This is a genomic window from Streptomyces sp. NPDC048288 (assembly GCF_043201555.1).
Taxonomy (GTDB): Bacteria; Actinomycetota; Actinomycetes; order Streptomycetales; family Streptomycetaceae; genus Streptomyces.
Window position 1 is genome coordinate 567785 of sequence record NZ_JBICZD010000004.1, and the last position, 23546, is coordinate 591330.

Consider the following 23546-nt stretch of genomic DNA (forward strand, 5'->3'; position numbering starts at 1 on the left):
CCCCTCACCGGGTGCGCAGCGTGTCCTGGGCGAGCTCGAACGCGGGGAGCATCTCGTCGTGCTCCGCGCTGTCGAGCCCGCCCAGGTGCAGCACCACGGGGCCCTGGGGTGTGACCACCGCCAGGGCCGACTCCGTCTTGCTCCCGCCGAGGAGCTTGCTGGTCTGGACGTAGTCGACCCGCACCCCGGCGAGTCCGCCCGCCGTGAAGGTCCGGTACCGCGCCCGGCCGGCGCCGTCCTCCGCGGCCACGAAGGCCCTGAGCACCGCGCGGGCGTCGCCGCCGCCCGGCTTCCCGGTCGACACCCGCAGGAAGCCGATGGCTCCGGCCGGCTTGGCGTCGATCTCGCAGACGAGGGTCACCGGACCCTGGCGCAGCAGGCTCTTGGCGAGGTCACCGTCCGGGCCGCCCGAAGCGACGGCACCCAGCCCGTCGACGGCCTCCGCCTGCCAGCCCACGGCGATGTCGAAGGTGACCGGCAGCGCACAGGCCGAACCGGCGGCACCGACCGTCCCCGCGCTCTCGGCCGCCCCGCTCGACCCGTGCCCCGACACCGTGACATCCGTCGAACGCGCCGACACGTCACACCCCGTCAGCAGCCCCGCCAGCAGCGCCAGCCACGCCACCGGTCTCCGTGCGGTCCCCATCCTGCGCCTCCCCCTTCGGCCTCACCGGCCGGTCACTGTAATCGAGGGCGCCCGCGACCACCGTACGAGCACGGTCCGGTGCCGTTTGCCGTCGGTGGGCACCGCACGGCAGGGTGCCGGTGTGCCTACTTTGCTGATCGTCCATCACACCCCGTCGCCGCACTGCCAGGCCATGTTCGAGGCCGTGGTCTCCGGGGCGACGACCCCGGAGATCGAGGGGGTCCGGGTGGTGCGGCGGGCGGCCCTGTCCGCCACCGCCTCCGACGTGCTCGCGGCCTACGGATACCTCCTCGGCACCCCCGCCAACCTCGGCTACCTCTCCGGCGCCCTCAAGCACTTCTTCGACCAGATCTACTACCCGTGCCTCGACGAGACGCGCGGCCGCCCCTTCGGCGCCTACGTCCACGGCGGCAACGACGTCACCGGCGCCCTGCGCGCCCTCGACTCCATCACCACCGGCCTCGGCTGGCGCCGGGCGGCCGAGCCGGTCACCGTGACCGGCGAGCCGGGCAAGCCCGGCATCGACGCGTGCTGGGAACTGGGGGCGACCGTCGCCGCGGGCCTCGCCGCCGACTCCGGCTGAGCGGTCCCGGGCCGGCGGCGCCCGGACCGGGCCTCACCCGGACGGACGAAGGTGCGCGCGCCGGACGCAGGGCACACGATGGGACCAGGCCATGTCGTCGATCCGAGGGAGCGTCGGATGGCAGCGCGCCGCCGTGCCTCCGGGCCGCCCACGAAGGAGCTGCTGCGGGAATGCGCCCGTGAGGTGGTCGACGTCGCCGAGGGCATCCGCGGGGTCTCGGCACGGACCAGCTCCGTCCTGTTCGCCCCGGCGCTGACGGGTTCCGCGCACCGCCGCCCCCGCACCGGCTACGCGGCCCGCTGGGCGCTGCTGCGGGCCCTCACCGACAAGCGGGGCCTCGGTGGCTCGGCGATCGTCGCACCGGACGGAGCGGGCCATCTGCTCGGCGCCGCGGGGGAGATGCTGGGCCGGGAGAGCCTGGCCGCCACGGTGGCCGTCACCTCGCTGCGGCTGAGGATCGCCGCCGTACTCCTCGACCACCCCGAGTTCGAGCACGACCCGGGCATGCGCCGGCTGATCGGCGCCGTCGGCGCCGACAGCGACCGGGCGGCCGTCCGTGCGCTGCGGGCCCTGTTCAAGGACCCGGGCGCCCGCCGCGCCCTCTCCGGACTGACCCCGATCCTGGCCGAACTCCTCGCCGTCCGCAGCCTGCTGGACGAGGGACCGCTGGACGACGACACCGCCTGGGCGCTCGCCGCCGGCCGCGCGCCGGCCCCCGGACCCCCGACGGGCATCGGCGCCTCGTACCTCCCCGCACCTGGCCAGGGCGGCGGCGGGGGCACGACGCACGCCGTCGAACTCTCCGCGCGGGAGCGCCAGGGCATCGCCGCCGACGGCTCCTTCCTCGGCTTCCTGCGCAACATCGACCTGCTCTCCGCGGACGGCCGTGTCCTCGTCCAGGAGGTGCGCGGCCCCGACGGTGTGCTCCGCTACGTCGTCCAGGCGCCCGGCACGACCCCCGGCCGCCCCCGTGACGACTCCGCGCAGGACGTCGCCGACGCCTGGCGCAACCTGTTCCTGACGGACTCGCCGTACACCCGCTCCCTGCTGCTGGCGATCCGCGAACACGGCATCCCGCGCGGCGCCGACCTCGCGCTGGTCGGGCACGGCGAGGGCGGGATCGCACTGACGAACCTCGCGCAGGACGACGAGTTCTGCCGCGCGTACCGGGTCACCCACCTGGTCGTCGTCGGCGCGCCGGTCGACGGCAGAAGGCCCGCCGACCCGCGCACCTGGGTCGCCGGCATCACCGACCGGCACGACATCGTCCCGGTCCTCGACGGCCGCGACCCGGGCGCCGCCTTCGGCCCGCACCCCAACCGGTACGAGGTCGCCTACGCCGGTCCCGTCCGCGAGTTCCCGCGCTGCCATCTGCTCCGCGGCTACATCGACCACCTGGAGACGGTGATCCCGCACGCCACCCGGGACATCGACCGGGCCCTCACCCCCTACCGCGGCCCGGTCGAACGCACCCGCGCCTACCGGCTCGGGGACCGCGCCCGGCCGCCCGAGGGCCACCCCTTCCTGACCGTCCCCACCACCAGCCTCGCCACCTCCGCGGGCCCGGTGGACATGCCGGTCCGCTACTACGACTCCTCGGCGGCCCACCTGTGCTTCCCGCTCGACGCCGACGTGGCCCGCAGCCTGCTGCCCGACGTCGCCTGGATGGTCCCCACCCGGCTCGGCCGCCGCGCCCTCGCCGTGCTCTCCCTCTACGAACACCGCTGCACCACCATCGGCCCCTACACCGAACTCGGTCTGTCCGTCCTGGTCGACGACCTGTGGCGGCCGCACCCGTACGACGCAGCCGTGGACCTGCTGCGCCGGGCCGACCTGCGCCGCACCGGGCGGTACGTGGTCGCGCTCGCGGTCGGCTCCGAGGAGGCGCGGACGGTGGCCGACGAGGTCTGGGCCCAGCCGGCCGAACTCGGGTCCGCCGAGATCGACCTGGAGGGGCGCCGGCTCCACGCCGAGGCCCCGGAACTGGGCCTCAGCGTCACGGGGGACGCGGGGCCCGGCGTGCGGTGTCCGGAGCCGGACTGGGTGCTGTACGGGCGGCGGGGCGACAGCACCGTCCGCACCCTCGTCCGTACCCACGGGAAGCCCCGCGTCCATGTCCGCCCCCGGGTCCGGCTGCGGCTCGACGGCGCCCGCGGGGCGCTGGCCCGCCACCTCCAGATCCTCGAACTCGACAGCGTGCGGCCCGGGTTCGTGCTGTCCGGCCCACGGTTCATGGCCCACCGAAGCGCGGGCGCGGTGCTGCCGCGCTGAGCCCCCCAAGTGCAGGTGAACCCCCATGGCGACCGAATCCCGTCCCGCCACCGCGGCACCCGAACTCCTCGCCCACGTCGACGGCCTGAGGGCCGACGCGGACCGCATGGACGGCTACGCGGAGCGGCTCCGCGGCGCCGCCGCGACACTGGGCGGCCACACCGAGGCACCGGAGTGGAGCGGCACCACCCTCGAACGCCAGGCCGCCGCCTGCACCGCCGCCGCAGCCCAACTACGCACCGCAGCAACCGCGTTGCTGACCCACGCAACGGAATGACCGGACGCCCGGCTGTCCGCCGCGGGCTTGTGCGCGGGGTGGGCTTGTGCGCGTGGTGGATTCGTGCGTGTGGCGGGCTTTTACGGGTGCCGGGCTCGTGCGTGTGGCGGGCGTGAACGCGTGGCTGGCTCGTACAGGTGCGCCTGGATCGTCGCGCCGCTCGGCAGGCCCGTGTCCGCGTTCCCGCCGCAGGACCGCCCAGTGATCGTGCCGACGCTCGGACCGTGGGGACTGACGGGCCGCCATGGGATCCGCCCCGGGCTCAGGTCGGGGGACGGTCGGGGGAGGGGCCGGGGCCGCCGGGCGCCGTACGGCGTCCTTGGCGTTCGCGGTGTCCGGCGCCGCCATGGGATCCTGCCCGGGCTTGGGGCGGAGGGTGTTCGGGGGAGGGGCCGGGGTCGCCGGGCGCCGTACGGCGTTCGCGGTGTCGGGCAGCCACGGGATCCGCCTGGGGCCTGGGGCGGAGGGTGTTCGGGGGAGAGGCCGGGGTCGTCCGGCGCCGCATCGTGTGCCCGGTGTTCGGGCGTCCGGGTGGTGGTGGGGGGTCGGTCTGGGGGCGGCGAGGTGTGGCGGGCGGGGGCGGTGGTCCGGTCCCCGGATAATCAGCGGCCATGCAGCTCGCGAAGACAGGCGCCGCCGCGCGGTGCGTCCCGGTGGCCGTCACGGGTCTGGGACTGGTGACACCGGCCGGGGTCGGCAGGGACGCGGCGTGGGAAGGGCTGTGCGCGGGCGACTCCATGGCCGCCGCCGACCCGGGGCTGGAGGGGCTGCCGGTGGCCTTCTCCTGCCGGGTGCCCGACCTGGACGCGGCGGCTCTGCTGGGCCGCCGGCTGAGCCGCAGGCTGGACCGGTTCACCGTGTTCGCGCTGCTGGCCGCCCGGGAGGCGGTCGCCGCCGCCGGACTCGCGCCGGGCGGCTGGGACGGGGCCAGGATCGGGGTCGTGATGGGCGTCGGCACCGGGTCCATGCAGGGCTGGCAGCCCGAGTTCGACCGGCTCGCGAAGGGCACCCCCGATCGGGTCTCCCCGCTGGCCCTGCCGCGCAGCGTGCCCAACATGGCCGCCGCCGAGATCGCCCTGGACCTCGGCGCCACCGGCCCCAACATGGTCGTCAGCACCGCCTGCGCCTCCGGTACCAGCGCGATCGGCCTGGGCCGGGACTGGCTGCTCGCCGGCCGCTGCGACCTGGTGCTGGCCGGAGGCAGCGAGTCGGCGCGGCTGCCGATGACCGCCGCCTGCTTCGCCCAGATGCGGGCGCTGTCCCGTCGTAGCGGCGAACCGCACAGCGCCTCCCGGCCGTTCGACCGGGACCGGGACGGGTTCGTGCTCGGCGAGGGGGCGGGCGTCCTGGTGCTGGAGCGGGTCGCGGACGCGCGGGCCCGGGGCGCCCGGCCCGAGGCGTACCTGGCCGGGTTCGGCGCCTCCTGCGACGCGCACCACGTCACCGCCCCGCACCCCGACGGCGACGGGGCCGCCCGCGCCCTGCGCGCCGCCCTCGCCGACGCCGGGCTCGCCCCCGGGGACGTCGACCACGTCAACGCCCACGGCACCGCCACCCCGCAGGGGGACGCGGCCGAGCACAACGCGCTGCACCAGGTCTTCGCCCGGGTGCCCCCGGTCACCGCCGTCAAGGGCGCCATCGGGCACGCCATCGGCGGCGCGGGTGCCATCGAGGCCGCCTGCACCGTGCTCAGCCTGCGCCACCAACTCGTGCCGCCCACCGCCAACCTCGACGTGCTCGACCCGGCGCTGGACCTCGACGTCGTCACCAAGGTGCCGCGCGCCCACCGGATGCGTGCCGCCGTCAGCAACTCCTTCGGGTTCGGCGGGCAGAACGCCGTACTCGCCTTCACCACCGCCGACTAGCGGCGCCCCCTGGTCCGCGGGTGTCAGGCCCGTGACGCGGCCTCCAGGACCAGCAGGTGTGAGCCGCCCGTCGCCGGGGAGCCGTCGGGCAGCGCGTACAGCCGCAGCCGGTCGGCGCCGGCGAGCTCGAAGTCCGTGGCCCTGACGGTGACCGAGGGCCCGGCGGGGGAGCGGACGGTGACGGCCGGGCAGCAGTGGAGGCCGAGGTGGCGGCCCGGCGCGGGGGTCCGGCTGACGGGTTCGCCGTCCGTGGTCAGCACCAGGGCGCGCCGGCCGCCCCAGGTGACGGCGTGCAGCAGACCGGTCTCGGGGTCGCGGGCGATGCCGCCGAGGTGGTCGGGGTACCGGAACATCTCCTCGGCCTCGCCGGTCGCCGGGTCCAGGCGGTACACGATGGACCGTGAGTCGGGCCGGTCCTCGGCCACCGCGACCCAGACGAACTGACCGTCGTGGGCGAGCCCGCCGGCGTGGTAGACCGTGTCCTCGCCGAGCTCCCAGTGCCGCAGCAGGCGTCCCCGCGCGCTCATCTCGAAGAGGTGCCCGCGGCCGCGTCCCGGGGTGTACGACGGGCCGTGCGGGCCCGCACGGGTCCCGGCCGGTTCCAGGATCTCCGTGCTGGTCAGGAAGAAGGTGCCGCCGGCCCGGCCGAGAACCTGGGGGCGGTGACAGGCGAAGTCCAGCGGGGCGGTGTCCACGAGCAGCCACGCACCGGCCCGGACCACGCGCGCGATGGCCTCGTCGACCGTCGGAGTCATGGGGCTGCCGCCTTCCGCCGCAGGCCGTTCCCTCCCCGATCATGCGGTGCGGTGCCGGGGCCCGCATCTCCTGCCACGGCCGCTGGGTGCCGTCCCGCCCCGTGACCGGGCCCTCGGAGGGAGGGCCGGGCCGACGGGGGCGGGGCCCGGGATCAGGCGGCCGGAACGCTGTGGGGTTGCTCCGGGCCGGGCTTCGGGCGGGTGCGGGTCCAGGACGGGTCGGCGGCGAGATCAGGGGTGGGGGGACGGTCCATGGGGCGGCGGGCCTCCTGGGGTGTGGGGGGTGGTGACAGGTGCGTCCGGTGCCGTCGACAGCTCGGCCCAGACGACGCGTGAGGAGGGTCCCTCCGGGGCGGCCGTGACGCCCCAGTCGAGGCTGAGGGCGTCGACCAGGAACAGCCCGCGCCCGTTCTGCTCGTCGGGTCTGGCCTGCCGGGGCGCCGGGAGCGTGAAGCCCCCGTTCTGGTCCTCGACCTCGATGCGGACCCGGTCGGCGGTGGCCTGCACCCGGCACACGATCCGCCGGCCGGCCGAGTGGACTATCGCGTTGGTGACCAGTTCGGAGGTCACCAGGACCGCGTTGTCGCAGGCCTCCTCGCCCACGCCCCAGGAGCCCAGCAGCTCGCCCACGCTCCGGCGGGCGTTGCCCACCGCCCGGGGCGTCGGGGCCAGGTCGAACACGCGGCTGAGGGCGGGGGGCCGGTCCCCGGAGGCGAACCGGTCGAGGCCTTGCGGCCCAGGGAGTCGACCGAGGCGTTCGCCTCCGGGTGGTCTGGGGGTGCCCGTCACGTCCGACGGGTGGTGCGGGCCCTCCGCGGCGGCCGTCAGGGCCGGCCGGGGCAGACCGGGCAGGCGGTCCTCGGGCAGTCGGTCGAGCGGCTGGGGGAGAGAGGGCGGGGCCATCGCCGTGCGCCTTTCGTCCGGCTTCGCAGCGTGGGGGGCTGAGCGGTCGCATGCGCCCCGGTCCGCTCGAGGGCAGACGAGGACCCGAGCCTGGACGGCGCCGGACCGCAGCTCAGTTTCCCCCAACTGGACTGCTTCGCCCGCTCCTTGGTCGACCGGAGCAGTAAGCCCACTCTGACATCTGCCAACATCGTCTCGCAACCGGCAAGTTGAAAATTGCAAGAAGCGAAGTGCATGCTGCTCCCCGACAGGAAGTGATCGAATGAGTCCGTCAGCCGATCGCGAGCGCGCGAGTCGGTGACCCTGAAACCTGGTGCGAGGGGGTAGGGCGTGACCTCGGAGACCGACTGGGGCGGTGCCCCTTCCGTCCTGCGCATGATCCTCGGCCGGCAGCTGGAGGAGATGCGCACCCGGGCCGGACTGACCTATGAGCAGGCCGGTGCGGCGATCGGCGTCAGCCACTCCACGATCCGCCGGATGGAGGCCGCCAAGGTGGCCCGGCTCCGCCTCGCGGACGCCGAGAAGCTGCTGCAGACCTACGGCGTGACGGACCGCCAGGAGGTCGACACCTTCCTGCAGTCCGTCCGCGAGGCCAACAAGCGCGGCTGGTGGCACACCTACCGCGATGTGATGCCGGACTGGTTCGCCGCGTATCTGAGCCTGGAACAGGCCGCGTTGCAGATCCGCGCCTACGAGAACCAGTTCGTGCACGGCCTGTTGCAGACCCGGGAGTACGCCGGGGCGCTGCTCGGCGCCGGCAACCCGCATGCGTCGGGCGAGGCCACCGAGCGGATGGTGGCGCTGCGCATGCGCCGCCAGGAGCTGATCACCCGCCAGGCGCCGCCGAGGCTGTGGGTCGTGATGGACGAGACGGTGCTGCGCTGGCCGGTCGGCGGTTCCGAGGTCATGCGGGCCCAGGTCGACCATCTCATCGAGATCAACCGGCTCCCCAACGTCACCTTGCAGATCATGCCGTTCGCCAACGGCCCGCACCCCGCGATGCGCGCGGGTGCGTACCACCTCTTCCGGTTCAAGGCCCCGGAGCTGCCCGACATCGTCTATCTCAACGGCCTGGTGGGCGCCGTCTACCTGGACAAGAGCGACGACGTCGTGGTCTATCGCGAGGCCCTGGACCGGTTGGGCGCCCAGGCCGCGCCCGCCAGAAAGACCGAGGCCTTCCTCGGTGCGATTCGCAAGGAGCTCTGACGTGCACCACCTGATACACAACGGCATCCCGTCCCGGCAACTCGGCGCGCGCGGCTGGTCCAAGCCGTGGAGCGACGACGCCGGCGGTGCCTGCGTGGAAGTGAAGAAGCTCGCCGACGGCCGGGTCGCGGTACGCCAGTCGACCGACCCCGACGGTCCGGCGCTGGTCTTCACACCCCGTGAGATGACGAGTTTCCTGTCCGGAGTGAAGGCGGGTGACGCCGACTTCCTGATGTGATCCGCTTCACCGGAACTTCCTTGCTATAGCTGATCGTTCAATCAACCCCCCACATCTGACGCACCACCCGCAGCCCCCCGAACACCCCCGCATCCCCCTCACCTGAATGGGAGACACGGCGTTGCCCGACAACGGATGGCCGGCCGACCGCATCGACACCGAGAACGCGCACTCCGCGCGGATCTACGACTACATCCTGGGCGGCAAGGACTACTACCCCGCCGACCAGGAGGCGGGTGACGCCATGGCCCATGAGTGGCCCGCGCTCCCGATCCACATGCGCGCCAACCGCGACTGGATGAACCGCGCCGTGCGCTGGCTCGCCGAGGAGGCGGGGATGCGCCAGTTCCTGGACGTCGGAACCGGCATTCCCACCTCCCCCAACCTCCACGAGATAGCCCAGGCGGTCTCCCCGGACTCCCGGGTCGTCTACGTGGACAACGACCCGATCGTCCTCACCCTGTCCCAGGGCCTGCTCTCCAGCACGCCCGAGGGCCGGACGGCGTACATCGAGGCCGACTTCCGCGACCTGACGGACCTCTTCGAGGCCCCCGAGCTGCGCGAGACCCTCGACCTGGACAAGCCGGTCGCCCTCACGGTGATCGCCATCGTCCACTTCATGCTCGACGCGGACGACGCGGTGGGCGTCGTACGGCGCCTCCTCGAACCGCTGCCGTCCGGCAGCTACCTGGCGATGTCCATCGGCACCGCCGAGTTCGCGCCCGACGAGGTGGGCCGGGTCGCCCGCGAGTACGCGGCCCGCAACATGCCGATGCGGCTGCGCACCATCGACGAGGCCCACGAGTTCTTCGACGGCCTGGAGCTGGTCGAGCCGGGCATCGTCCAGGTCCACAAGTGGCACCCGGACGGCACCGGCGAACAGGGCATCCGCGACGAGGACATCGCGATGTACGGAGCGGTCGCCCGCAAGCCGTGACACGGTCTCCGTGCCGGGGCCCGGCTCACCTTCCCGGCCCCGGCACGGTCGTCCCCCGGACGCCGCTCGGCCACGACGGCCGCGGCCTGCTCAGGCGTTCGGGTCGAAGGAGATCCCGGACGGCATGGAGTACGACAGGTTGGCGTTGAACGAGCCGTCCTTGATCTTGATGGTGGCGTCGCCGAAGTCCGCGTTCATGAGCTTGTCGCGGTAGCCCGCCGGGTAGCCGTCCCAGCCCACCAGGCGAGGGAAGAACCAGCCGCCGGTCACGTTCTCCGGCGGGTCGTCGTTGGTGTTGGCGAACCTGAAGTCGTGGGTGGACAGGCCGTCCTTGTGGTACACGATCTTCGGGTGGGTGCCGTCGAACCGGATCGCCGAGGCGGCCGCCACCTGGTAGCTGCTGTGCTGGGACACCGAGACGTACTGCACCTGGTTGTTCTGGATCCACACGATGACGTGTTCCCAGTCGTGCCGGTGCCCGATGGCCAGTGGCCCGTACGTCGCCTGGTCCTTCTCGAAGTAGCTGGCGTACATCACCGCGCACCAGCCGTTGTCGCACTTCTCGCGCGAGTAGGTGTTGGCGTTGGCGAGCTGCGCGTAGTCGTGGCAGTGGCCGTTGACGTCACCGCCCAGCGAGAGGCCGGGGTTGAGGGTGCCGTCGGCGCCGATCGCGGCGGTGGCGTAGCAGCCGTCGCCGTCGTAGTCGTAGGCCGGGGAGAACGTCTGCTCCAGTCCGTCGGCGTTCTGCGGCAGCAGCGTCAGGACATCCGCGTGGGCGGTGGCGGGCACGGCGACGACCAGGGCGAGCGCGCCGAGGGCGGCGGCCAGGGCCTTGCGGAACGGCCGTCTGCGCGTGGGGGGTTGCAGGTCGGGCATGTCGACTCCCTGTCGGTGAAAGGCGATGCGGAGTCTCGCAGTCAGCCCCTGCCGACGAACACCCTCACGACTTAACTTTGACCCAAAGACAATTGAACAGCGGGCCCAACCGCCTTGCTGTCAGTAGCTGTTGACCTGCTGTCAGTCTCGCGGATGCGGTTGCCCCACGATCCGCCCGCGGTCAGGCTACTCGTCGGTTCGTCCCCCCCCACCGCCCGAAAGGGAAGCCCGTGAGCGACACAGACCTGCCCTCCGCCGCGCTGAACCGGCGCGGCTTTCTCGGCGCCGCCGCCGCGGCCGGACTGCTCGGCACGCTGTCCACCCCGGCCCAGGCGGCCCGGAGCACGGCCGCCGCCGACCCGGTCACCATCGAGTCCGGCCGGCTCACCGGGGTCCAGGGCGGCCTGAAGGGCGTCACCGTCTACAAGGGCGTCCCGTACGCCGCGTCCACCGCCGGAGCCAACCGCTGGCGCCCGCCGCAGCCGGCCCCCTCCTGGGACGGGGTCCGCGCCGCCGACTCGTTCGGCCCGGCCTGTCCCCAGCCGGTCACGGGCATCCCGGGCGACCAGGTGCCGGAGCTGAGCGAGGACTGCCTGAACCTCGACATCTGGACGGCGGCGAGCGGTTCGGCGGACAGCCGCCCGGTCCTCGTCTGGCTGTACGGCGGCGCGCAGGCCCTGTGGTCGGGGCAGGAGATCTACAACGGCTCCCTGCTCGCCGCCAAGGGCGTGGTCGTCGTGACCCCCAACCACCGCGTCGGCCCGCTGGGCGGCCTCGCGCACCCCGACCTGACCGCCGAGTCCGCGTACGGCGGCTCCGGCAACTGGGGGATCCTGGACGTCGTGGCCGCCCTGGAGTGGGTCCGGCGGAACATCGGCGCGTTCGGCGGCGACCCGGACCGGGTCACCCTGGCCGGCTGGGCGCAGGGCGCCTCGGTCGTCGACATCCTGCTCGCGTCCCGGCGCGCCCGGGGCCTCTACCACCGCGCCCTGCTCTCCTCCGGCGTCCGGTACACCAAGGACCCGGCGCTGGCCCGGAGCCCCGGCCGCTACCGGAGCCTCGCCGACGCGGAGGCCGACGGCACCGCCCTGGCCGCCCGGCTGGGGGTGGACGATCTGGCCGGGCTGCGCGCGCTGGACGCCGACGACCTCGTCGCCCGCGCCACCGCCGACACCTCCGCCGACTTCGGCCACGTCCTCGACGGATACGTCCTGCCGGACACCTACACCGCCGTCCTGGCGGCCCGCGCCGAGACCGACGTGCCCGTCCTCACCGGCGTCTGCAAGGACGCGCGCGGCGCCCTGCCCGACCTGAAGCCGACGCTCGCCGCGTTCACCGCGTTCGCCGACTCCGAGTTCGGCCCGCTGGGGCTGACCGACACCTTCCTGGAGCTGTACCCGGCGGACAGCGACACCACGGCCGCCCAGCAGCTCAGCGCCTACGCCCGGGACGAGGAACGCGTCTCCGCCTTCCTGTGGGCGGGCCAGTTCACGGACACGGCCGGCAACTCCGGCCCCGTGCACACCTACTTCTGGACCCGCGTCCCGCCCGGCCACGACGACACGAACCCGGCCATCGGCACCGCCGCGACCGGTGCCTTCGAGGGCTCCGACGTCTACTACCTGCTCGGCTTCCTCTACAACACCGACCGCCCCTGGACCTCCCAGGACTACGACGTCGCCGACACCACCGCCTCCTACGTGGCCCGCTTCGCCGCCACCGGCGACCCGAACGGCACCTCCCTGCCCACCTGGCCCGCCCTCGCCACCGACACCCCGCAGACCATGGAACTCGGCGCCCGCTCCGGAACCCTCCCGGTCGCCGACACCGACGCCAAGCTGGCCTTCCTGACGACGTACCTGGAGTCCCAGACCGAGGCGTTCTGAGGGGCGGGTCCGCTAGGCCCGCGCGGAGCCGTGGCCGAGGATGCCGTGGTGGTCGCGGCGGTGCACGGTCGGGGTGCGGTGCAGGGCGATCAGCGCCGCGTCGTCGCCGAGGTAGCCGCCCGCGTGGGCCAGCAGATCGCGCCGGATGTGGTGCATCAGGGACTCGGGAGCGGCGTCGGTCCACTGGGCGACCCGTTCGGCGAGCGGATAGAACCGGCCCTGCGCGTCCCGTGCCTCGACGACTCCGTCGGTGTACAGCAGCAGGGTGTCGCCGGGCTCGAAGGCGAACACGTCCAGGGTGCGCTCGGTGCCGCCCGTGGCGGGCACGCCCAGCGGCGGCGCCGGATGCAGGCTCGGCACGGTGACCGCGTGCCCCGGGCTCAGCAGCAGCGGCGGCGGATGGCCGCTGCTGGTCATCCGGGTGACCGGGTCCTCGTCGGGGATCTCGATCAGCAGCGCGGTGGCGAACCGCTCGCCCGCCTCCTCCGGGGGCTCCAGGTCCGCCGCGTAGCGCTGCACGCTCTGGTCCAGGGCGGCGGCGAGGTCCGGCAGGGCGACATGCCGGTGGGCGGACTCCCGGAAGGCGCCGAGCAGCAGCGCCGCCTCGCCGATCGCGGACAGCCCCTTGCCCCGGACGTCACCGATCAGCACCCGGACCGCGTCGTCGCAGCGGGTGGCCGCGTACAGGTCTCCGCCGATCTGCGCCTCGTCCTCGGCCGCCAGGTACAGCGAGGCGATCCGCAGCGGGCCGATCTGCTCGGGCAGCGGCCACATCAGCACGTGCTGCGCGGCCTCGGCGACCGTGCGGATCTGGGCGAGCTGGGCGCGGCGCCGCTCGCGGACCGCGCTGTAGACCACCACCATCACCGAGAGCACCGCCAGGGTGACGATCTGCACGATGTGGTTGGCGGTGGTCAGCCCGCCGTGGAACACCGCGATCAGCACCTGGGCGGCCACCGCCAGCGCCCCGACCAGGGCGGTCGCCCGGGGCCCCGCGAGGGACGGGGTGAGGGCCGGGGCGATGACCAGGGCGGGGCCCAGATGGATGTTCTCGGGCGTCCGCAGGTCCGTCACGGTGATCACCACGATGAGCAGGACCGGGAGCAGCAGCAGGGCGTGGGAGGACTGCCTCGACCTCCGCAGGCCCGCCGCACACCGTTCCCAGGGTCCCATGGCAATAGCGTGCGCCACCCCCGGTCGCCCGGCCACCCTAGAGGTTCACGCTGCGCATCCCGGAGTCGTCGTAGCGCTCACCGGCCGCCCTCGGTACCTCGGCGTCGATCCGGGCCAGGTCGTCCTTGGTCAGCTCGACGTCGACGGCGCCCGCGTTCTGCTCCAGGTAGCCGCGCCGCTTGGTGCCCGGGATCGGGACGATGCCGTCGCCCTGGGCCAGCACCCAGGCGAGGGCCAGCTGCGCCGGGGTCACGCCCTTCTCGGCGGCGATCTCCTTCACCTTCGCGGCGAGCCGCAGGTTGGCGTCCAGGTTGTCGCCGGTGAAGCGGGGGCCGGTGCGGCGCCAGTCGTTCGCGTCGAGGTCGTCGGGGGAGGAGAACCGGCCGGCGAGGAAGCCGCGGCCCAGCGGCGAGTACGGGACGAAGCCGATGCCCAGCTCCCGGCAGGTCGGGAGCACCCCGTCCTCCGGGTCCCGCGTCCACAGCGAGTACTCGGTCTGCACGGCGGTGATCGGGTGGACCGCGTGGGCCCGCCGGATCGTCTCGGGGCTCGCCTCGCTCAGCCCGATGTGCCGCACCTTGCCCTCGGCGACCAGCTCGGCCATGGCGCCGACGGTCTCCTCGATCGGCACGTTCGGGTCGACGCGGTGCTGGTAGTACAGGTCGATGTAGTCGGTGCCGAGCCGCTCCAGCGAACCGTGGACCGAGCTGCGGACGTGCTCGGCGGAACCGTCCTGCCGGCCTATGCTGCTCATGTCGCCGGGGACGGCGTCGTCCATCCGGTAGTTGAACTTCGTGGCGATCTGGTACTCGTCCCGGTGCCCCCGGACCGCCTCGCCGAGCAGGGTCTCGTTGGTGAGCGGACCGTAGAGCTGCGCGGTGTCGAGGAAGGTGACACCGAGCTCCAGGGCCCGGTGGATGGTCTGCACGCCCTCGTCCTGGTCGGTGGTGCCGTAGAAGGCGGACATCCCCATGCAGCCGAGGCCGATGGCCGAGACCGACAGATCTCCCAGAGTGCGCTGTTGCATGTGAATCCAGCCTTTCCCACTGAGTCGTGCGATGCTCCGGACGGGTACGGCCCCTGGTCCATTCAGCCGCTGTTCGTGGCCACCGGCATCTCGGGGCGGTGTCCGGCGCTACGGACGCTACGACTTGAAGAGCACTCGAAGTCAAACGGGCGCCGCCCGTCCGGCGGCCGATCCGGTAGACATGGACGCATGCTCCTGCGTCAGCTCGAATACCTCGTCGCGCTCGCCCGGGAGCGGCACTTCGCCCGCGCGGCGGCCGCCTGCCATGTCTCGCAGCCCTCGCTGTCCGCCGCGATACGGCGGCTCGAACACGAGCTGGCGGTCCCGATCGTGCGCCGGGGTCGCCGCTACGAGGGGCTGACCCCCGAGGGCGAGGTGGTGCTGGCGTGGGCGCACCGCATCCTCGCCGAGGAGGACGCCCTGCGCCAGGAGCTGTCCGCGCTCCGGGACGGCCTCACCGGCACCCTGCGCCTCGGCATCGTCCCCACCGCCGTCCCGGTCGCCTCCCTGCTCACCGGCCCGTTCTGCGACCGGCATCCGCACGCGAGGGTGGCCCTGGAGTCCCTGTCGTCGGCCGACATCCGGCGCGGCCTCGCCGAGTTCGAGCTGGACGCGGCCATGACCTACCTGGACGACGACGAACTGCGCCAGGTCCGCCGCTTCCCGCTCTACGAGGAGCGTTACGTCCTGCTCACCCCGGTCGGCGGCCCCCTCGGCGAGGCCGCCACCGCCACCTGGTCCCAGGCCGCCGCCCTGCCGCTGTGCCTGCTGGGACGGCGGATGCGCAACCGGCGGATCATCGACGACTGCTTCGCCGCCGACGGCGCCGCCCCCGTCCCGGCCGTCGAGTCCGACAGCGTGGCCGGGCTCTACGCCCACCTGCCCGGCGGCCGCTGGTCCAGCGTGATCTCGCACGCCTGGCTGCACATGTTCGGCGTACCGGAGGGCATGCGCGTGGTCCCCCTGGAGGGCCCGGCCCACGGCCCCCGGGTCGGACTCGTCGTCGCCCGCAGCGAACCCCAGTCCGTGCTCGCCCGGGCCCTGGTGCAGGTCGCCAGGGAAGCGGGCCTCAGGGACGCCCTCAACAGCCGCCTGGCCGCCGTCCTCGACGGCCGCGGCTGACAGGGGCGGGCTAGGGGTTCAGCCGTACCGGCAGCTCGAAGAGGTCGTTCTGGGTGACCACCGGCTTGTTGCGCAGCTCGGACGCCGGTACCGCCAGGTCCAGGCCGGGGAAGCGGTCGTAGAGCGCGGGCAGCGCGACGCCCGCCTCCAGCCGGGACAGCGCCGCGCCCGGGCAGACGTGCGGGCCGTGCCCGAAGGAGATGTGCCGGTTCTGGGTCTGCCGGGTGACGTCGAACTCCCCGGCGCTCGGCCCGTGCGCGTGCTCGTCACGGCCTATCGCGGCGTACGACACGATCAGCGCGTCGCCCGCCGGGAGCACCGCGTCGCCGACCTGGACGTCCTCGGTGGCGAACCGGATCAGGACGTGCGAGGTCGGGGTGGACCAGCGCAGGGTCTCCTCGACCACCGCCGGCCAGTCGACCTCGCCGGACAGCACCTTGGCCCGCTGGTCGGGGTGGGTGGAGAGGTTGACCACGGCGTTGACGATCAGCGAGATCGTGGTCTCGTGGCCGGCCGCCACCATCAGCTGCAGGGTGGAGACGATCTCCTCGTCGGTGAGGTGGTCGCCGTCCTCGGAGGCCAGGATCAGCGCGCTGGTGAGGTCGTCGCCGGGCTCGGCCCGCTTGGCGGCGACCGTCTTCGCCATGATCCCGGCCAGCTCGGTGAGGGTGGCGATGACCTCGGCGGGCGGGGTCTGGGTGGAGAAGAACTTCTCGAACAGCACCTTCAGCCGGGGCAGTTCGGCCTCGTCGATGCCCATCAGGTCGGCGACCACGTACATCGGCAGCGGGTAGGCGAAGGCCGCCTTCAGGTCGACGCTCTCCGCGTCCTCGGGGAGCCCGTCCAGCAGGTCCTGGGTGAGCTTCTCGATCCGTTCCCGCATCTCCTCCACCCGGCGCGGGGTGAGGGCCTGCGCGACCAGGGTGCGCATCCGGCGGTGGTCGGCGCCGTCCACGGTGAGCATCGAACGGCCCGGGTTGGCGAGGCCGATCAGCGGCCAGTCCGGGGCGATCTCGCCGCGCTGCCAGGCACCCCACACGTTGATGTCCTTGACCAGCCGCGGGTCGGTGAGCAGCGCCTTGGCCTCGGCGTGCCGGGTGACCGCCCAGACCGGCACCCCGCCGGGCAGCTCCACGGCGGCGAGCGGACCGGCGGCGCGCAGCCGTGCGCTCTCGCCCTCCAGGTCGGTGACGAACGGGTCGAGGGCGATCCGGGCTTGTTCGGTACCGGTCGTCATCGTGACGTGCCTCCCAGGGCAGGGTCGGGTAACTGCGCCATGCGGTGTGCTGTGCCGGTCTGTCGGAGGGGAATCAGAGGGCAGGTACGGGTGTGAACCGGACGGGCAGCGCGGTCAGTCCCCGCAGCCACGGCGAGGGCCGGCGGGTGAGCGCGTCGGCCGGCACCGCCAGGTCGATGTCCGGCAGCCGGTCGAGCACGACCTCGATACCGGTCCGGGCGACCACCTCGGCGACCTCCTGCGCGGGGAACGGACAGCGGTGCTCGCCGTGCCCGAAGGAGAAGTGCGCGTTGTTGCCGCCGGTCAGCGCGGAGGCGTCGGTGCGCACCTGCGGATCGGAGTTGGCGCCCTGCAGCCCGAGGATCAGCAGGTCACCGGCGCGGATCCGGCGGCCGCCCAGCTGGGTGTCCCGGGACGCCCAGCGGCCCGCGATGTTCTGGCTCGGCGTGTCCTCCCACAGCACCTCGTTCATCGCCTCGGCGACACTGTTGCGGCCGCCGAACAGGGAGGCCGCGAACCGGTTGTCGGTGAGCATCAGGCGCAGCGAGTTGCCGATCCAGTCGGCGGTCGGCTGGTGCCCCGCCGCCATCATGACCATCAGGTCCTGCATGATCTCTTCGTCGGTGAACCCGCTCTTGTTCTGGAGCATCCGGGACACCACGTCGTCGGCCGGGTCCGCCTTCCGGTCGGCCAGCAACTGGGCCATGGACGTGGCCAGATGGGTCTGCCCGGCGAGCGCCCGCTCCCGGCCGTCGATCATGTCGTTCAGGGCGGTGACCAGACCGGGCCCGTCCTCGTCGGCGAAGCCGTACAGCCGCGCCAGCACCCGCACCGGCAGCAGCATCGCGTACTGGCCGATCAGATCCGCCTCGCCGCCGGTGCACAGCCCGTCGATCAGCTCGTCCGCGAACCGCTCGGCCAGGCCGCGCAGTTCGAACGGGTCGACGGCCTCCAGCGCGTCGCTGATCATCCCGGCCCGCTCGCGGTGCCGCTCGCCGACGGTGTACAGGATCGACGGCTGCTTACGGCCGATCATCGGCAGCAGCGGCCAGTCGTCGGGGATCAGGTCCCACTGGTTCCACAGCTCCGAGTCCCGGCTGAACAGCACCGGATCGCCGGTCACCTGGTGCAGTTCGCGGTAGCCGACCACCAGCCAGGCCGGCACGTCCCCGTCGAGCACGACGGGGGTCACGGCGCCGTGGTCGCGCCGCATCTCCCGGTACAGGCGCGCCGGATCGGTCTGGAACCGGGGGCCGCCGAGCGGCACGGCATCGGGGGTCACACGTACTCCTGTCGGTGCGGGTCCGCCGCCGCGGACGGGCCGGCGTACCGGTTCTTGACGTGCTGGACCAGCGTGATCAGCACCTGCTTGCCGGACTCCCGGGAGCGGGCGTCGCAGTTGACCAGCGGGACGTGCGGGTCCAGGTCGAGCGCGTCCCGGACGTCCTCGGGCGTGTGCACCGGGCCGCCGAAGTCGTTGCAGGCCACGATGAACGGGGTGCCGTGCTTCTCCAGCCGGTCGATGGCGTACCAGGAGTCGCCGATCCGCCGGGTGTCGACCAGCACGACCGCGCCGAGGGTGCCGGAGAACAGCCGGTCCCACAGGAACCAGAACCGCTCCTGCCCCGGCGCCCCGAACAGGTAGAGCACATTGCGGGCGTCCAGGGTGATCCGGCCGAAGTCGAAGGCCACGGTGGTCGCGGACTTGCCGCGCACCTCGCGGATGTCGTCGACCTCCTCGCCGGCCTGGGTCATCGTCTCCTCGGTGTTGAGGGGACGGATCTCGCTGACGGAACGGACCAGGGTGGTCTTGCCGACGCCGAAGCCGCCCACGACCACGATCTTGAAACCGTTGTCGGCGGAGGCACCCAACGGGGTGCGCGCGTCAGAGGTTGCGGAGTCCAACGAGCACCTGCTCCAGGATGTCGGGGTCGGTGATGGCCGGCCGGTACGGATGGCGGGCGCTGACCCGGCCGGCCGCCTGCAGGTCGCCCAGCAGGACCTTGGTGATGCTCACCGGCAGTCTCAGCTCGGCGGCGATCTCCACCACCGAGGTCGGGAACTCGGCCAGCCGCAGGATCGCCGCGTGCTCCGACTGCATGCCGGGAGCCGGCTCCGACTCGGCGACGACCAGTGTGACCAGGTCGAAGGGGCTGTCGGGGCCGACGCCGCTGCGGCCGCCGGTGATCGTGTACAGGCGGTCGGGCGAGTCGTCCCGTCCGGGTCGGCTCATGAGGTGCGGGGCTGCGCGGTCAGGTGCTCGCCGAGTTGCTCCACCAGTTCGCTCATGTTGTGCCCGACCAGCCCCGGGTCCGCGTCCTCGCTGGTCACCACGGCCAGATGGGCGCCCTCGCCGGCCTCCACGATGAACAGGACGCCGCCGTAGAACTCGGTCATGGCCGAGCGCACACCGCCGCTGCCGTCGCCGAACTCCACGGACGCCCCGTGGGACAGCGACTGGATACCGGCGGCGATCGCCGCGAGCTGGTCGGCCTGGTCGACGGAGAGCTCCGGGGTACGGCAGAGCTTCAGCCCGTCGCGGGAGAGCACCAGGGCGTGCCGCGCGCCGGGGGTGCGCTCCAGGAGGCCCTCGATGAGCCAGGTGAGCTTGTCGTCGGCGGTGGTCCTGCCGGTCATGAAGTGGTGTCGCCTTCCGGGTGCGCGTGCGGGTGGGAGGTGAGCTCGGGGCCGGACTCCGGATGGGGCGCGGGGACCGGATCGTGCGCGGGCGTGGGGGCGTACGGGGCTGTCCTGGCCTCCGCCGTGCCGGGGGCCTCGGCGGAGTCGGGCGCCGGGTGGGTGTGCGGGGCGCCCGGGACCCCGTCCGGACCGGCCGCGGCCTCGGCGTCCGGCGCGCCGGGGACACCGGCGGGGTCGGACGCGGTCGGGCGGACGGCCTGCCGGAAGCTGTTGAAGCGGGCGGCGCGGACCCGGGCGTCCTCGGCGGCGGGCGCGGGGCGCGGATCCGCCGGGTGCGGTGCCGACCGGCGCTCGGCCTCGGCGAGGGTCCGGCCGCGGCGCCGCTTGGGCAGCCCGGTGGGCTCGTCCCCCTCCTCGATGGAGTCGGCGGAGTCGGGGGAGCCGATGGAGTCGGCGGTCTCGGCCGGTCCGTCGGGCTCGGCGGCGGACTCGTGCACGGGCAGGGGGTCCGCCGGGGACGGCACCGGCACGGCCGGATCCGTCTCCTTCGCGGGCGCGGGTTCGTCGGCGACCGGGCGGCCCAGCAGATCCTGCGGGACCAGCATCAGCACCCCGGTGCCGCCGCGCGCCGACGGCCGGAACGACACCTTCAGACCGTGCTTGCCGGCGAGTCGGCCGACCACCGCGAGCCCGAGCCGGGTGCCGGAGAGACCGCCCAGCTCGCTGGTGTCACCGGAGACGGCCCGCTCGGCGCGGCGCAGCTGCACATCGCCCATCACCAGACCGCTGTCCTCCACGGACACGATGACCCCGGCCGGGACCTCCTCCACGTACACATGGACCTCGGCCGTCGGGGGCGAGAAGTTGGCCGCGTTGTCGAGGAGTTCGGCGAGCGCGTGCATGACACCCTCGGCCGCGTGCCCGGCCACGGCGGTCTCGCTCACCGAGTGCACCCGCACCCGGCGGTAGCCGCTGATCCGTCCCATCGCACCGCGCAGGATCGACTCCATGCTGATCGGACGCGCCCAGCGGCGGCCGGAACGCGCCCCGGTCAGCACGGCGATGGAGTCGGCGAGCCGGCCCGCCTGGGCCGTGCGGTGGTCGAGGTGGAGCAGGTCGGCGAGGACCTCCTCGTCGGTGTGCCGCTCCTCCATGCTCCGCAGGTCGGCGAGGGTGGCGGTGGCCAGGGCCTGCATCCGGCCGGCCGCGTTGCCCGCCGCGGAGATGGCCGCGGCCCGCTCCCGGGAGGCCTGTTCCAGTTCACGGGCGAGCCGGGCGTGCTCCCGCCGGTACCAGTCCAGTTCCTGGGCGCCGTCCTCATGGACCCGGGCCCGCTCCTGCTCGAAGGAGTCTGCGAACTCGCTGCGCTGCTGCGCCAGTTCGTCGATCAGTCGCTGCTGCTCCTGGCGCGCCTCCTCGGTGGTCCGGGCCTGCTGCTGGAGCAGCCGCCCGATGTCCTGACTCACCGTCTCCAGGCGGCGCCGGGCACCGCGCGCGGTGCGGGCCGCGTGAACGGCCCAGGTCACCGCCGCGCAGAGCAGCAGCGCTGCCGCACTGGCCCCCAGCGCGAGGGGGGTGCGGACCGTGGCCGGCGCGGCGGTCACCGCGGCGAAGACCGCGAGGGCCGAGACCACGGCGGTCAGCGCCAGGGTCGGCGCGAGCGTACGGAGGGACGGGCGGTCGCCGGGATACGTGGGCGCGGTCATCGGTCCGGTCTGGTCCTCGGAGCGGTGGGCAGGGATGTGGTTCCGGTGAAGGAGTTGTGACGCTGGGTACAGAACTGCGCGTCACTATACGAGAGTTCGTGATCGAAACAGAACGGTTCCGGTCTCATTGCATAAAACCGGCTTGGCCGAACCCGACTTGCTGTGGACCGACTGTGAACGATCTTATGTGCGGCCCCGGGTGAACGCGTCCGCCACGACCTCGGCCGCCGCCCTGACCAGCGCCGAATCCGGCTCGGCGGTGGCCTCGGCATGGGTGGAGAGCACGGCCACGACGACGGGGGCGCGGCCCGGGGGCCAGGCGATCGCGACATCGTTGGCGGTGCCGTACCCGCCCGTTCCGGTTTTGTCGCCGACCGTCCAGTCCCCGGGGAGCCCCGCGCGGATCCGTTCCCCTCCGGTGGTGTTGGCGCGCAGCCAGCCGGTGAGCCGCCGCCGGTCCGCGTCGTCCAGGGCGCCGCCGAGGACCAGCCGCGCGTAACCGGTGCCGATCGCCGCTGGACTGGTGGTGTCGGTGACCCGCCCGGGCTCCGCCGAGTTCAGCTCCGGCTCCCACCGGTCGAGGCGCGTCACCTCGTCCCCGAGCGAACGGCTCAGCCGCGTCACCGCCACCGGCCCGCCCAGTTGCTCCAGCAACAGGTTCGCCGCGGTGTTGTCGCTGTACGAGATCGCCGCCCCGCACAACTCGGCGACCGTCATTCCCGAGGCGAGGTTCTCGGGCCTCCCGGTGACCGGCGCGCCCCCGGACCGCTCCACATCGCTCTCGTCGTAGTGGACGACCTCGGCCAGCACATCCTCGTCGAGATCGCGCAGCACGGCCGCCACCGCGAGCGTCTTGAACACCGAACACATCGGGAAGAGTTCGCCGGCGCGGTACCGGACCCGGGTATTCGAGCCGGTGTCCCGGGCGAACACCCCCAGCCGGGCCCGGTGCTCGCGTTCCAGCGCGCGGAGCCTGCGCACCGGGTCCGCGGCCGTACCGGCGGGCAGCGCGGTTCCCAGGGCCGCGGTCAGCACCGTACGGCGGGACGGATTCAGCATGGCCGCTCCTTTACCGGGACGTCGGGAAGGGGGACGCGTCGACGCCCTGGAGGGTTCACTCGTGGACGGGTGATAAACCCGACGCCGAAATCCGACCGGTAGTAGCTCCCGCATCGTCGCAAATGATCCAAACGTCTATACGATGCGCTTGGAACGGCCGGGGCGCGGAGAACCTCTTCCGGGGCGCAGGTCGGAGGGCCGGGGCGCAGGACCGAGGGCCGGGGCCGGTATCGAGGGGGCGATGCCTTTCATGAAAGGCGACTGGGGACAGGCGGCCGCGCGAGCGGCCAGGTTCGTGCGGCGCACACTGCGCGACGAATGGCACAGCATCGTGGTGGAGCCGGTACGGCAGCTCGTACGGCGTGGCCTCTCCGGGGTCGTGCTGGCGTTCGTGGCCGCGTTCGGCGTCATCTTCTTCCACGGCATCGCCCAGCATCCGTTCGGCCGAAGGATGGTGTGGCACCTCGGCGGCGTCACCGCCGACCTGCCGCTGTGGCTGTCCCTGCTGCGCACCCCGGTGTCGCTGTACGTCCCGGCGCTCGACCTGCCGGTCTGGGCGGGCATCACCCAGCTCTTCCTCGCCTTCGCCCTCGCCGAACTCGCCCTCGGCCGCACCCGCACCCTCGCCGTCGCCTACCTCACCACGCTGGCCGGCACCATGACGGCCCGGGTGATGGTCGCGCTCGGCCCCGGCTGGTGGGGCTTCGGCCTGCCCCCGGAGGCCGGCCGGATCCTCGACACGGGGCCGTCCGCCGCCGTGGTGGGCCTGTTCACCTATCTGGCGGTGGTCCGCCGCGCACCCGTCGTCTTCACGCTGACCGGCGGCTCGATGGTCTGGGAGTCCATCGCCGTACCGAACCTCGCCGGCCGCGAGCACCTGATCGCGGTGGCCGCGGCGATCGTCCTCGGCCTGCTGCACGGCCGCCGGCTGCCGGTCCCGGCCCGGCTCGTCGAGCGGCTCGGCACCCCGCCGGTCCCGCCCCGCTCCGACCCGCCCGTGCACCGCCCGGGACCGCCCCGCCACCCCGTACCGTCCTTCCGGCTCCCCTGAGCCGCCCCAACCCTCCCGCCTTCCCCGGAATCCCATAAGTCACGCGCCCGACCCGACGAAGTGCTCAACGACGTCAATGTGATGGTTT

The 23546-nt window shown here is 73.4% G+C and carries 23 protein-coding genes; 10 read left to right on the top strand and 13 right to left on the bottom strand.

Features of this window, described 5'->3' with window-relative positions:
* Nucleotides 1-4: 4 nt before the first annotated feature.
* Nucleotides 5-646: a lipoprotein gene (locus ACGFZS_RS17965; protein ID WP_393795868.1), complete on the bottom strand. Its 642-nt coding sequence runs from the start codon at nucleotides 644-646 to the stop codon at nucleotides 5-7.
* A 121-nt stretch (nucleotides 647-767) separates the two neighbouring features.
* Between ACGFZS_RS17965 and ACGFZS_RS17970 the strand changes: the two genes are divergently transcribed.
* The 4 genes from ACGFZS_RS17970 to ACGFZS_RS17985 all read left to right on the top strand — a co-directional run bounded on the left by ACGFZS_RS17970 (nucleotide 768) and on the right by ACGFZS_RS17985 (nucleotide 5642).
* Complete coding sequence (locus ACGFZS_RS17970) at nucleotides 768-1229, top strand: flavodoxin family protein (protein ID WP_393795869.1); 462 nt, start codon at nucleotides 768-770, stop codon at nucleotides 1227-1229.
* Nucleotides 1230-1346: 117 nt separating this feature from the next.
* The gene (locus ACGFZS_RS17975) at nucleotides 1347-3500 is read left to right on the top strand and encodes a hypothetical protein (protein ID WP_393795870.1); all 2154 of its coding nucleotides are present in this window, start codon (nucleotides 1347-1349) and stop codon (nucleotides 3498-3500) included.
* Between the two features lie 25 nt (nucleotides 3501-3525).
* Nucleotides 3526-3777, top strand: coding sequence for a hypothetical protein (locus ACGFZS_RS17980; protein ID WP_393795871.1), 252 nt, complete (start codon nucleotides 3526-3528; stop codon nucleotides 3775-3777).
* Nucleotides 3778-4388: 611 nt separating this feature from the next.
* Nucleotides 4389-5642, top strand: coding sequence for a beta-ketoacyl-[acyl-carrier-protein] synthase family protein (locus ACGFZS_RS17985; protein WP_393795872.1), 1254 nt, complete (start codon nucleotides 4389-4391; stop codon nucleotides 5640-5642).
* Between the two features lie 23 nt (nucleotides 5643-5665).
* Here ACGFZS_RS17985 and ACGFZS_RS17990 read toward each other — a convergent pair whose 3' ends face one another.
* On the bottom strand, nucleotides 5666-6397 hold the full coding sequence (locus ACGFZS_RS17990; RefSeq protein WP_393795873.1) for a DUF6454 family protein: 732 nt from the start codon (nucleotides 6395-6397) through the stop codon (nucleotides 5666-5668).
* Nucleotides 6398-6628: 231 nt separating this feature from the next.
* Nucleotides 6629-7300, bottom strand: coding sequence for an ATP-binding protein (locus tag ACGFZS_RS17995; protein ID WP_393795874.1), 672 nt, complete (start codon nucleotides 7298-7300; stop codon nucleotides 6629-6631).
* Nucleotides 7301-7630: 330 nt separating this feature from the next.
* Here ACGFZS_RS17995 and ACGFZS_RS18000 point away from each other — a divergent pair, with 330 nt between their 5' ends.
* The 3 genes from ACGFZS_RS18000 (at nucleotide 7631) to ACGFZS_RS18010 (ending at nucleotide 9681) form a co-directional block, all read left to right on the top strand.
* Nucleotides 7631-8506, top strand: a complete 876-nt coding sequence (locus tag ACGFZS_RS18000; RefSeq protein WP_393795875.1) for a helix-turn-helix domain-containing protein — start codon at nucleotides 7631-7633, stop codon at nucleotides 8504-8506.
* A 1-nt stretch (nucleotide 8507) separates the two neighbouring features.
* The gene (locus tag ACGFZS_RS18005) at nucleotides 8508-8744 is read left to right on the top strand and encodes a DUF397 domain-containing protein (RefSeq protein ID WP_217544971.1); all 237 of its coding nucleotides are present in this window, start codon (nucleotides 8508-8510) and stop codon (nucleotides 8742-8744) included.
* Between the two features lie 121 nt (nucleotides 8745-8865).
* On the top strand, nucleotides 8866-9681 hold the full coding sequence (locus ACGFZS_RS18010) for an SAM-dependent methyltransferase (protein ID WP_359216313.1): 816 nt from the start codon (nucleotides 8866-8868) through the stop codon (nucleotides 9679-9681).
* A gap of 90 nt (nucleotides 9682-9771) precedes the next feature.
* Here the strand turns inward: ACGFZS_RS18010 and ACGFZS_RS18015 are convergent, their stop codons facing one another.
* The gene (locus ACGFZS_RS18015; protein WP_393795876.1) at nucleotides 9772-10557 is read right to left on the bottom strand and encodes an NPP1 family protein; all 786 of its coding nucleotides are present in this window, start codon (nucleotides 10555-10557) and stop codon (nucleotides 9772-9774) included.
* A gap of 230 nt (nucleotides 10558-10787) precedes the next feature.
* Between ACGFZS_RS18015 and ACGFZS_RS18020 the strand changes: the two genes are divergently transcribed.
* Complete coding sequence (locus ACGFZS_RS18020) at nucleotides 10788-12443, top strand: carboxylesterase/lipase family protein (RefSeq protein ID WP_393795877.1); 1656 nt, start codon at nucleotides 10788-10790, stop codon at nucleotides 12441-12443.
* Nucleotides 12444-12455: 12 nt separating this feature from the next.
* Here ACGFZS_RS18020 and ACGFZS_RS18025 read toward each other — a convergent pair whose 3' ends face one another.
* Together ACGFZS_RS18025 and ACGFZS_RS18030 are read right to left on the bottom strand one after the other, a co-directional pair.
* A complete protein-coding gene (locus ACGFZS_RS18025; protein ID WP_393795878.1) occupies nucleotides 12456-13616 on the bottom strand; it encodes a PP2C family protein-serine/threonine phosphatase in 1161 nt (386 codons plus the stop codon).
* A gap of 37 nt (nucleotides 13617-13653) precedes the next feature.
* Nucleotides 13654-14643 (bottom strand): aldo/keto reductase, encoded by a 990-nt coding sequence (locus tag ACGFZS_RS18030; RefSeq protein ID WP_393795879.1) that lies wholly within the window; start codon nucleotides 14641-14643, stop codon nucleotides 13654-13656.
* Nucleotides 14644-14832: 189 nt separating this feature from the next.
* On the opposite strand from ACGFZS_RS18030, the gene ACGFZS_RS18035 reads away from it, so the two are divergent.
* Nucleotides 14833-15765: a LysR family transcriptional regulator gene (locus tag ACGFZS_RS18035; RefSeq protein WP_393795880.1), complete on the top strand. Its 933-nt coding sequence runs from the start codon at nucleotides 14833-14835 to the stop codon at nucleotides 15763-15765.
* 10 nt (nucleotides 15766-15775) lie between these two features.
* On the opposite strand, the gene ACGFZS_RS18040 is transcribed toward ACGFZS_RS18035, so the two are convergent.
* From ACGFZS_RS18040 to bla, 7 genes are all read right to left on the bottom strand, one after another.
* A complete protein-coding gene (locus ACGFZS_RS18040) occupies nucleotides 15776-17002 on the bottom strand; it encodes a cytochrome P450 (RefSeq protein ID WP_393795881.1) in 1227 nt (408 codons plus the stop codon).
* A 73-nt stretch (nucleotides 17003-17075) separates the two neighbouring features.
* Nucleotides 17076-18284, bottom strand: coding sequence for a cytochrome P450 (locus ACGFZS_RS18045; RefSeq protein WP_393534969.1), 1209 nt, complete (start codon nucleotides 18282-18284; stop codon nucleotides 17076-17078).
* A complete protein-coding gene (locus tag ACGFZS_RS18050; RefSeq protein ID WP_393795882.1) occupies nucleotides 18281-18907 on the bottom strand; it encodes an ATP/GTP-binding protein in 627 nt (208 codons plus the stop codon). Before ACGFZS_RS18050 ends, ACGFZS_RS18045 begins: the two co-directional genes overlap by 4 nt.
* Nucleotides 18888-19235 carry a DUF742 domain-containing protein gene (locus ACGFZS_RS18055; RefSeq protein ID WP_393795883.1) on the bottom strand — a complete coding sequence of 116 codons (348 nt, stop codon included), beginning with the start codon at nucleotides 19233-19235 and terminating at the stop codon, nucleotides 18888-18890. The genes ACGFZS_RS18050 and ACGFZS_RS18055 overlap by 20 nt, the downstream gene beginning before the upstream one ends.
* Nucleotides 19232-19639: a roadblock/LC7 domain-containing protein gene (locus ACGFZS_RS18060; protein WP_123979438.1), complete on the bottom strand. Its 408-nt coding sequence runs from the start codon at nucleotides 19637-19639 to the stop codon at nucleotides 19232-19234. The genes ACGFZS_RS18055 and ACGFZS_RS18060 overlap by 4 nt, the downstream gene beginning before the upstream one ends.
* Complete coding sequence (locus tag ACGFZS_RS18065; protein WP_393795884.1) at nucleotides 19636-21348, bottom strand: ATP-binding protein; 1713 nt, start codon at nucleotides 21346-21348, stop codon at nucleotides 19636-19638. The genes ACGFZS_RS18060 and ACGFZS_RS18065 overlap by 4 nt, the downstream gene beginning before the upstream one ends.
* 183 nt (nucleotides 21349-21531) lie before the next feature.
* Complete coding sequence (bla, locus tag ACGFZS_RS18070; protein WP_393795885.1) at nucleotides 21532-22407, bottom strand: class A beta-lactamase; 876 nt, start codon at nucleotides 22405-22407, stop codon at nucleotides 21532-21534.
* Between the two features lie 241 nt (nucleotides 22408-22648).
* Here bla and ACGFZS_RS18075 point away from each other — a divergent pair, with 241 nt between their 5' ends.
* Nucleotides 22649-23458 (top strand): hypothetical protein, encoded by an 810-nt coding sequence (locus tag ACGFZS_RS18075; protein WP_393795886.1) that lies wholly within the window; start codon nucleotides 22649-22651, stop codon nucleotides 23456-23458.
* Nucleotides 23459-23546 lie beyond the last annotated feature (88 nt).

Bases quoted from the DNA above. Each gene is read 5' to 3' on its own strand.
- ACGFZS_RS18035 (WP_393795880.1), top strand. From the start codon at position 14,833: ATGCTCCTGCGTCAGCTCGAATACCTCGTCGCGCTCGCCCGGGAGCGG.
- ACGFZS_RS18025 (WP_393795878.1), bottom strand. From the start codon at position 13,616: ATGGGACCCTGGGAACGGTGTGCGGCGGGCCTGCGGAGGTCGAGGCAG.
- ACGFZS_RS17975 (WP_393795870.1), top strand. From the start codon at position 1,347: ATGGCAGCGCGCCGCCGTGCCTCCGGGCCGCCCACGAAGGAGCTGCTG.
- ACGFZS_RS18060 (WP_123979438.1), bottom strand. From the start codon at position 19,639: ATGACCGGCAGGACCACCGCCGACGACAAGCTCACCTGGCTCATCGAG.
- ACGFZS_RS18075 (WP_393795886.1), top strand. From the start codon at position 22,649: ATGCCTTTCATGAAAGGCGACTGGGGACAGGCGGCCGCGCGAGCGGCC.
- ACGFZS_RS17995 (WP_393795874.1), bottom strand. From the start codon at position 7,300: ATGGCCCCGCCCTCTCTCCCCCAGCCGCTCGACCGACTGCCCGAGGAC.
- ACGFZS_RS17990 (WP_393795873.1), bottom strand. From the start codon at position 6,397: ATGACTCCGACGGTCGACGAGGCCATCGCGCGCGTGGTCCGGGCCGGT.
- ACGFZS_RS18030 (WP_393795879.1), bottom strand. From the start codon at position 14,643: ATGCAACAGCGCACTCTGGGAGATCTGTCGGTCTCGGCCATCGGCCTC.
- ACGFZS_RS18065 (WP_393795884.1), bottom strand. From the start codon at position 21,348: ATGACCGCGCCCACGTATCCCGGCGACCGCCCGTCCCTCCGTACGCTC.
- ACGFZS_RS18015 (WP_393795876.1), bottom strand. From the start codon at position 10,557: ATGCCCGACCTGCAACCCCCCACGCGCAGACGGCCGTTCCGCAAGGCC.
- ACGFZS_RS17985 (WP_393795872.1), top strand. From the start codon at position 4,389: ATGCAGCTCGCGAAGACAGGCGCCGCCGCGCGGTGCGTCCCGGTGGCC.
- ACGFZS_RS18055 (WP_393795883.1), bottom strand. From the start codon at position 19,235: ATGAGCCGACCCGGACGGGACGACTCGCCCGACCGCCTGTACACGATC.
- ACGFZS_RS17965 (WP_393795868.1), bottom strand. From the start codon at position 646: ATGGGGACCGCACGGAGACCGGTGGCGTGGCTGGCGCTGCTGGCGGGG.
- bla (WP_393795885.1), bottom strand. From the start codon at position 22,407: ATGCTGAATCCGTCCCGCCGTACGGTGCTGACCGCGGCCCTGGGAACC.
- ACGFZS_RS18040 (WP_393795881.1), bottom strand. From the start codon at position 17,002: ATGACGACCGGTACCGAACAAGCCCGGATCGCCCTCGACCCGTTCGTC.
- ACGFZS_RS17980 (WP_393795871.1), top strand. From the start codon at position 3,526: ATGGCGACCGAATCCCGTCCCGCCACCGCGGCACCCGAACTCCTCGCC.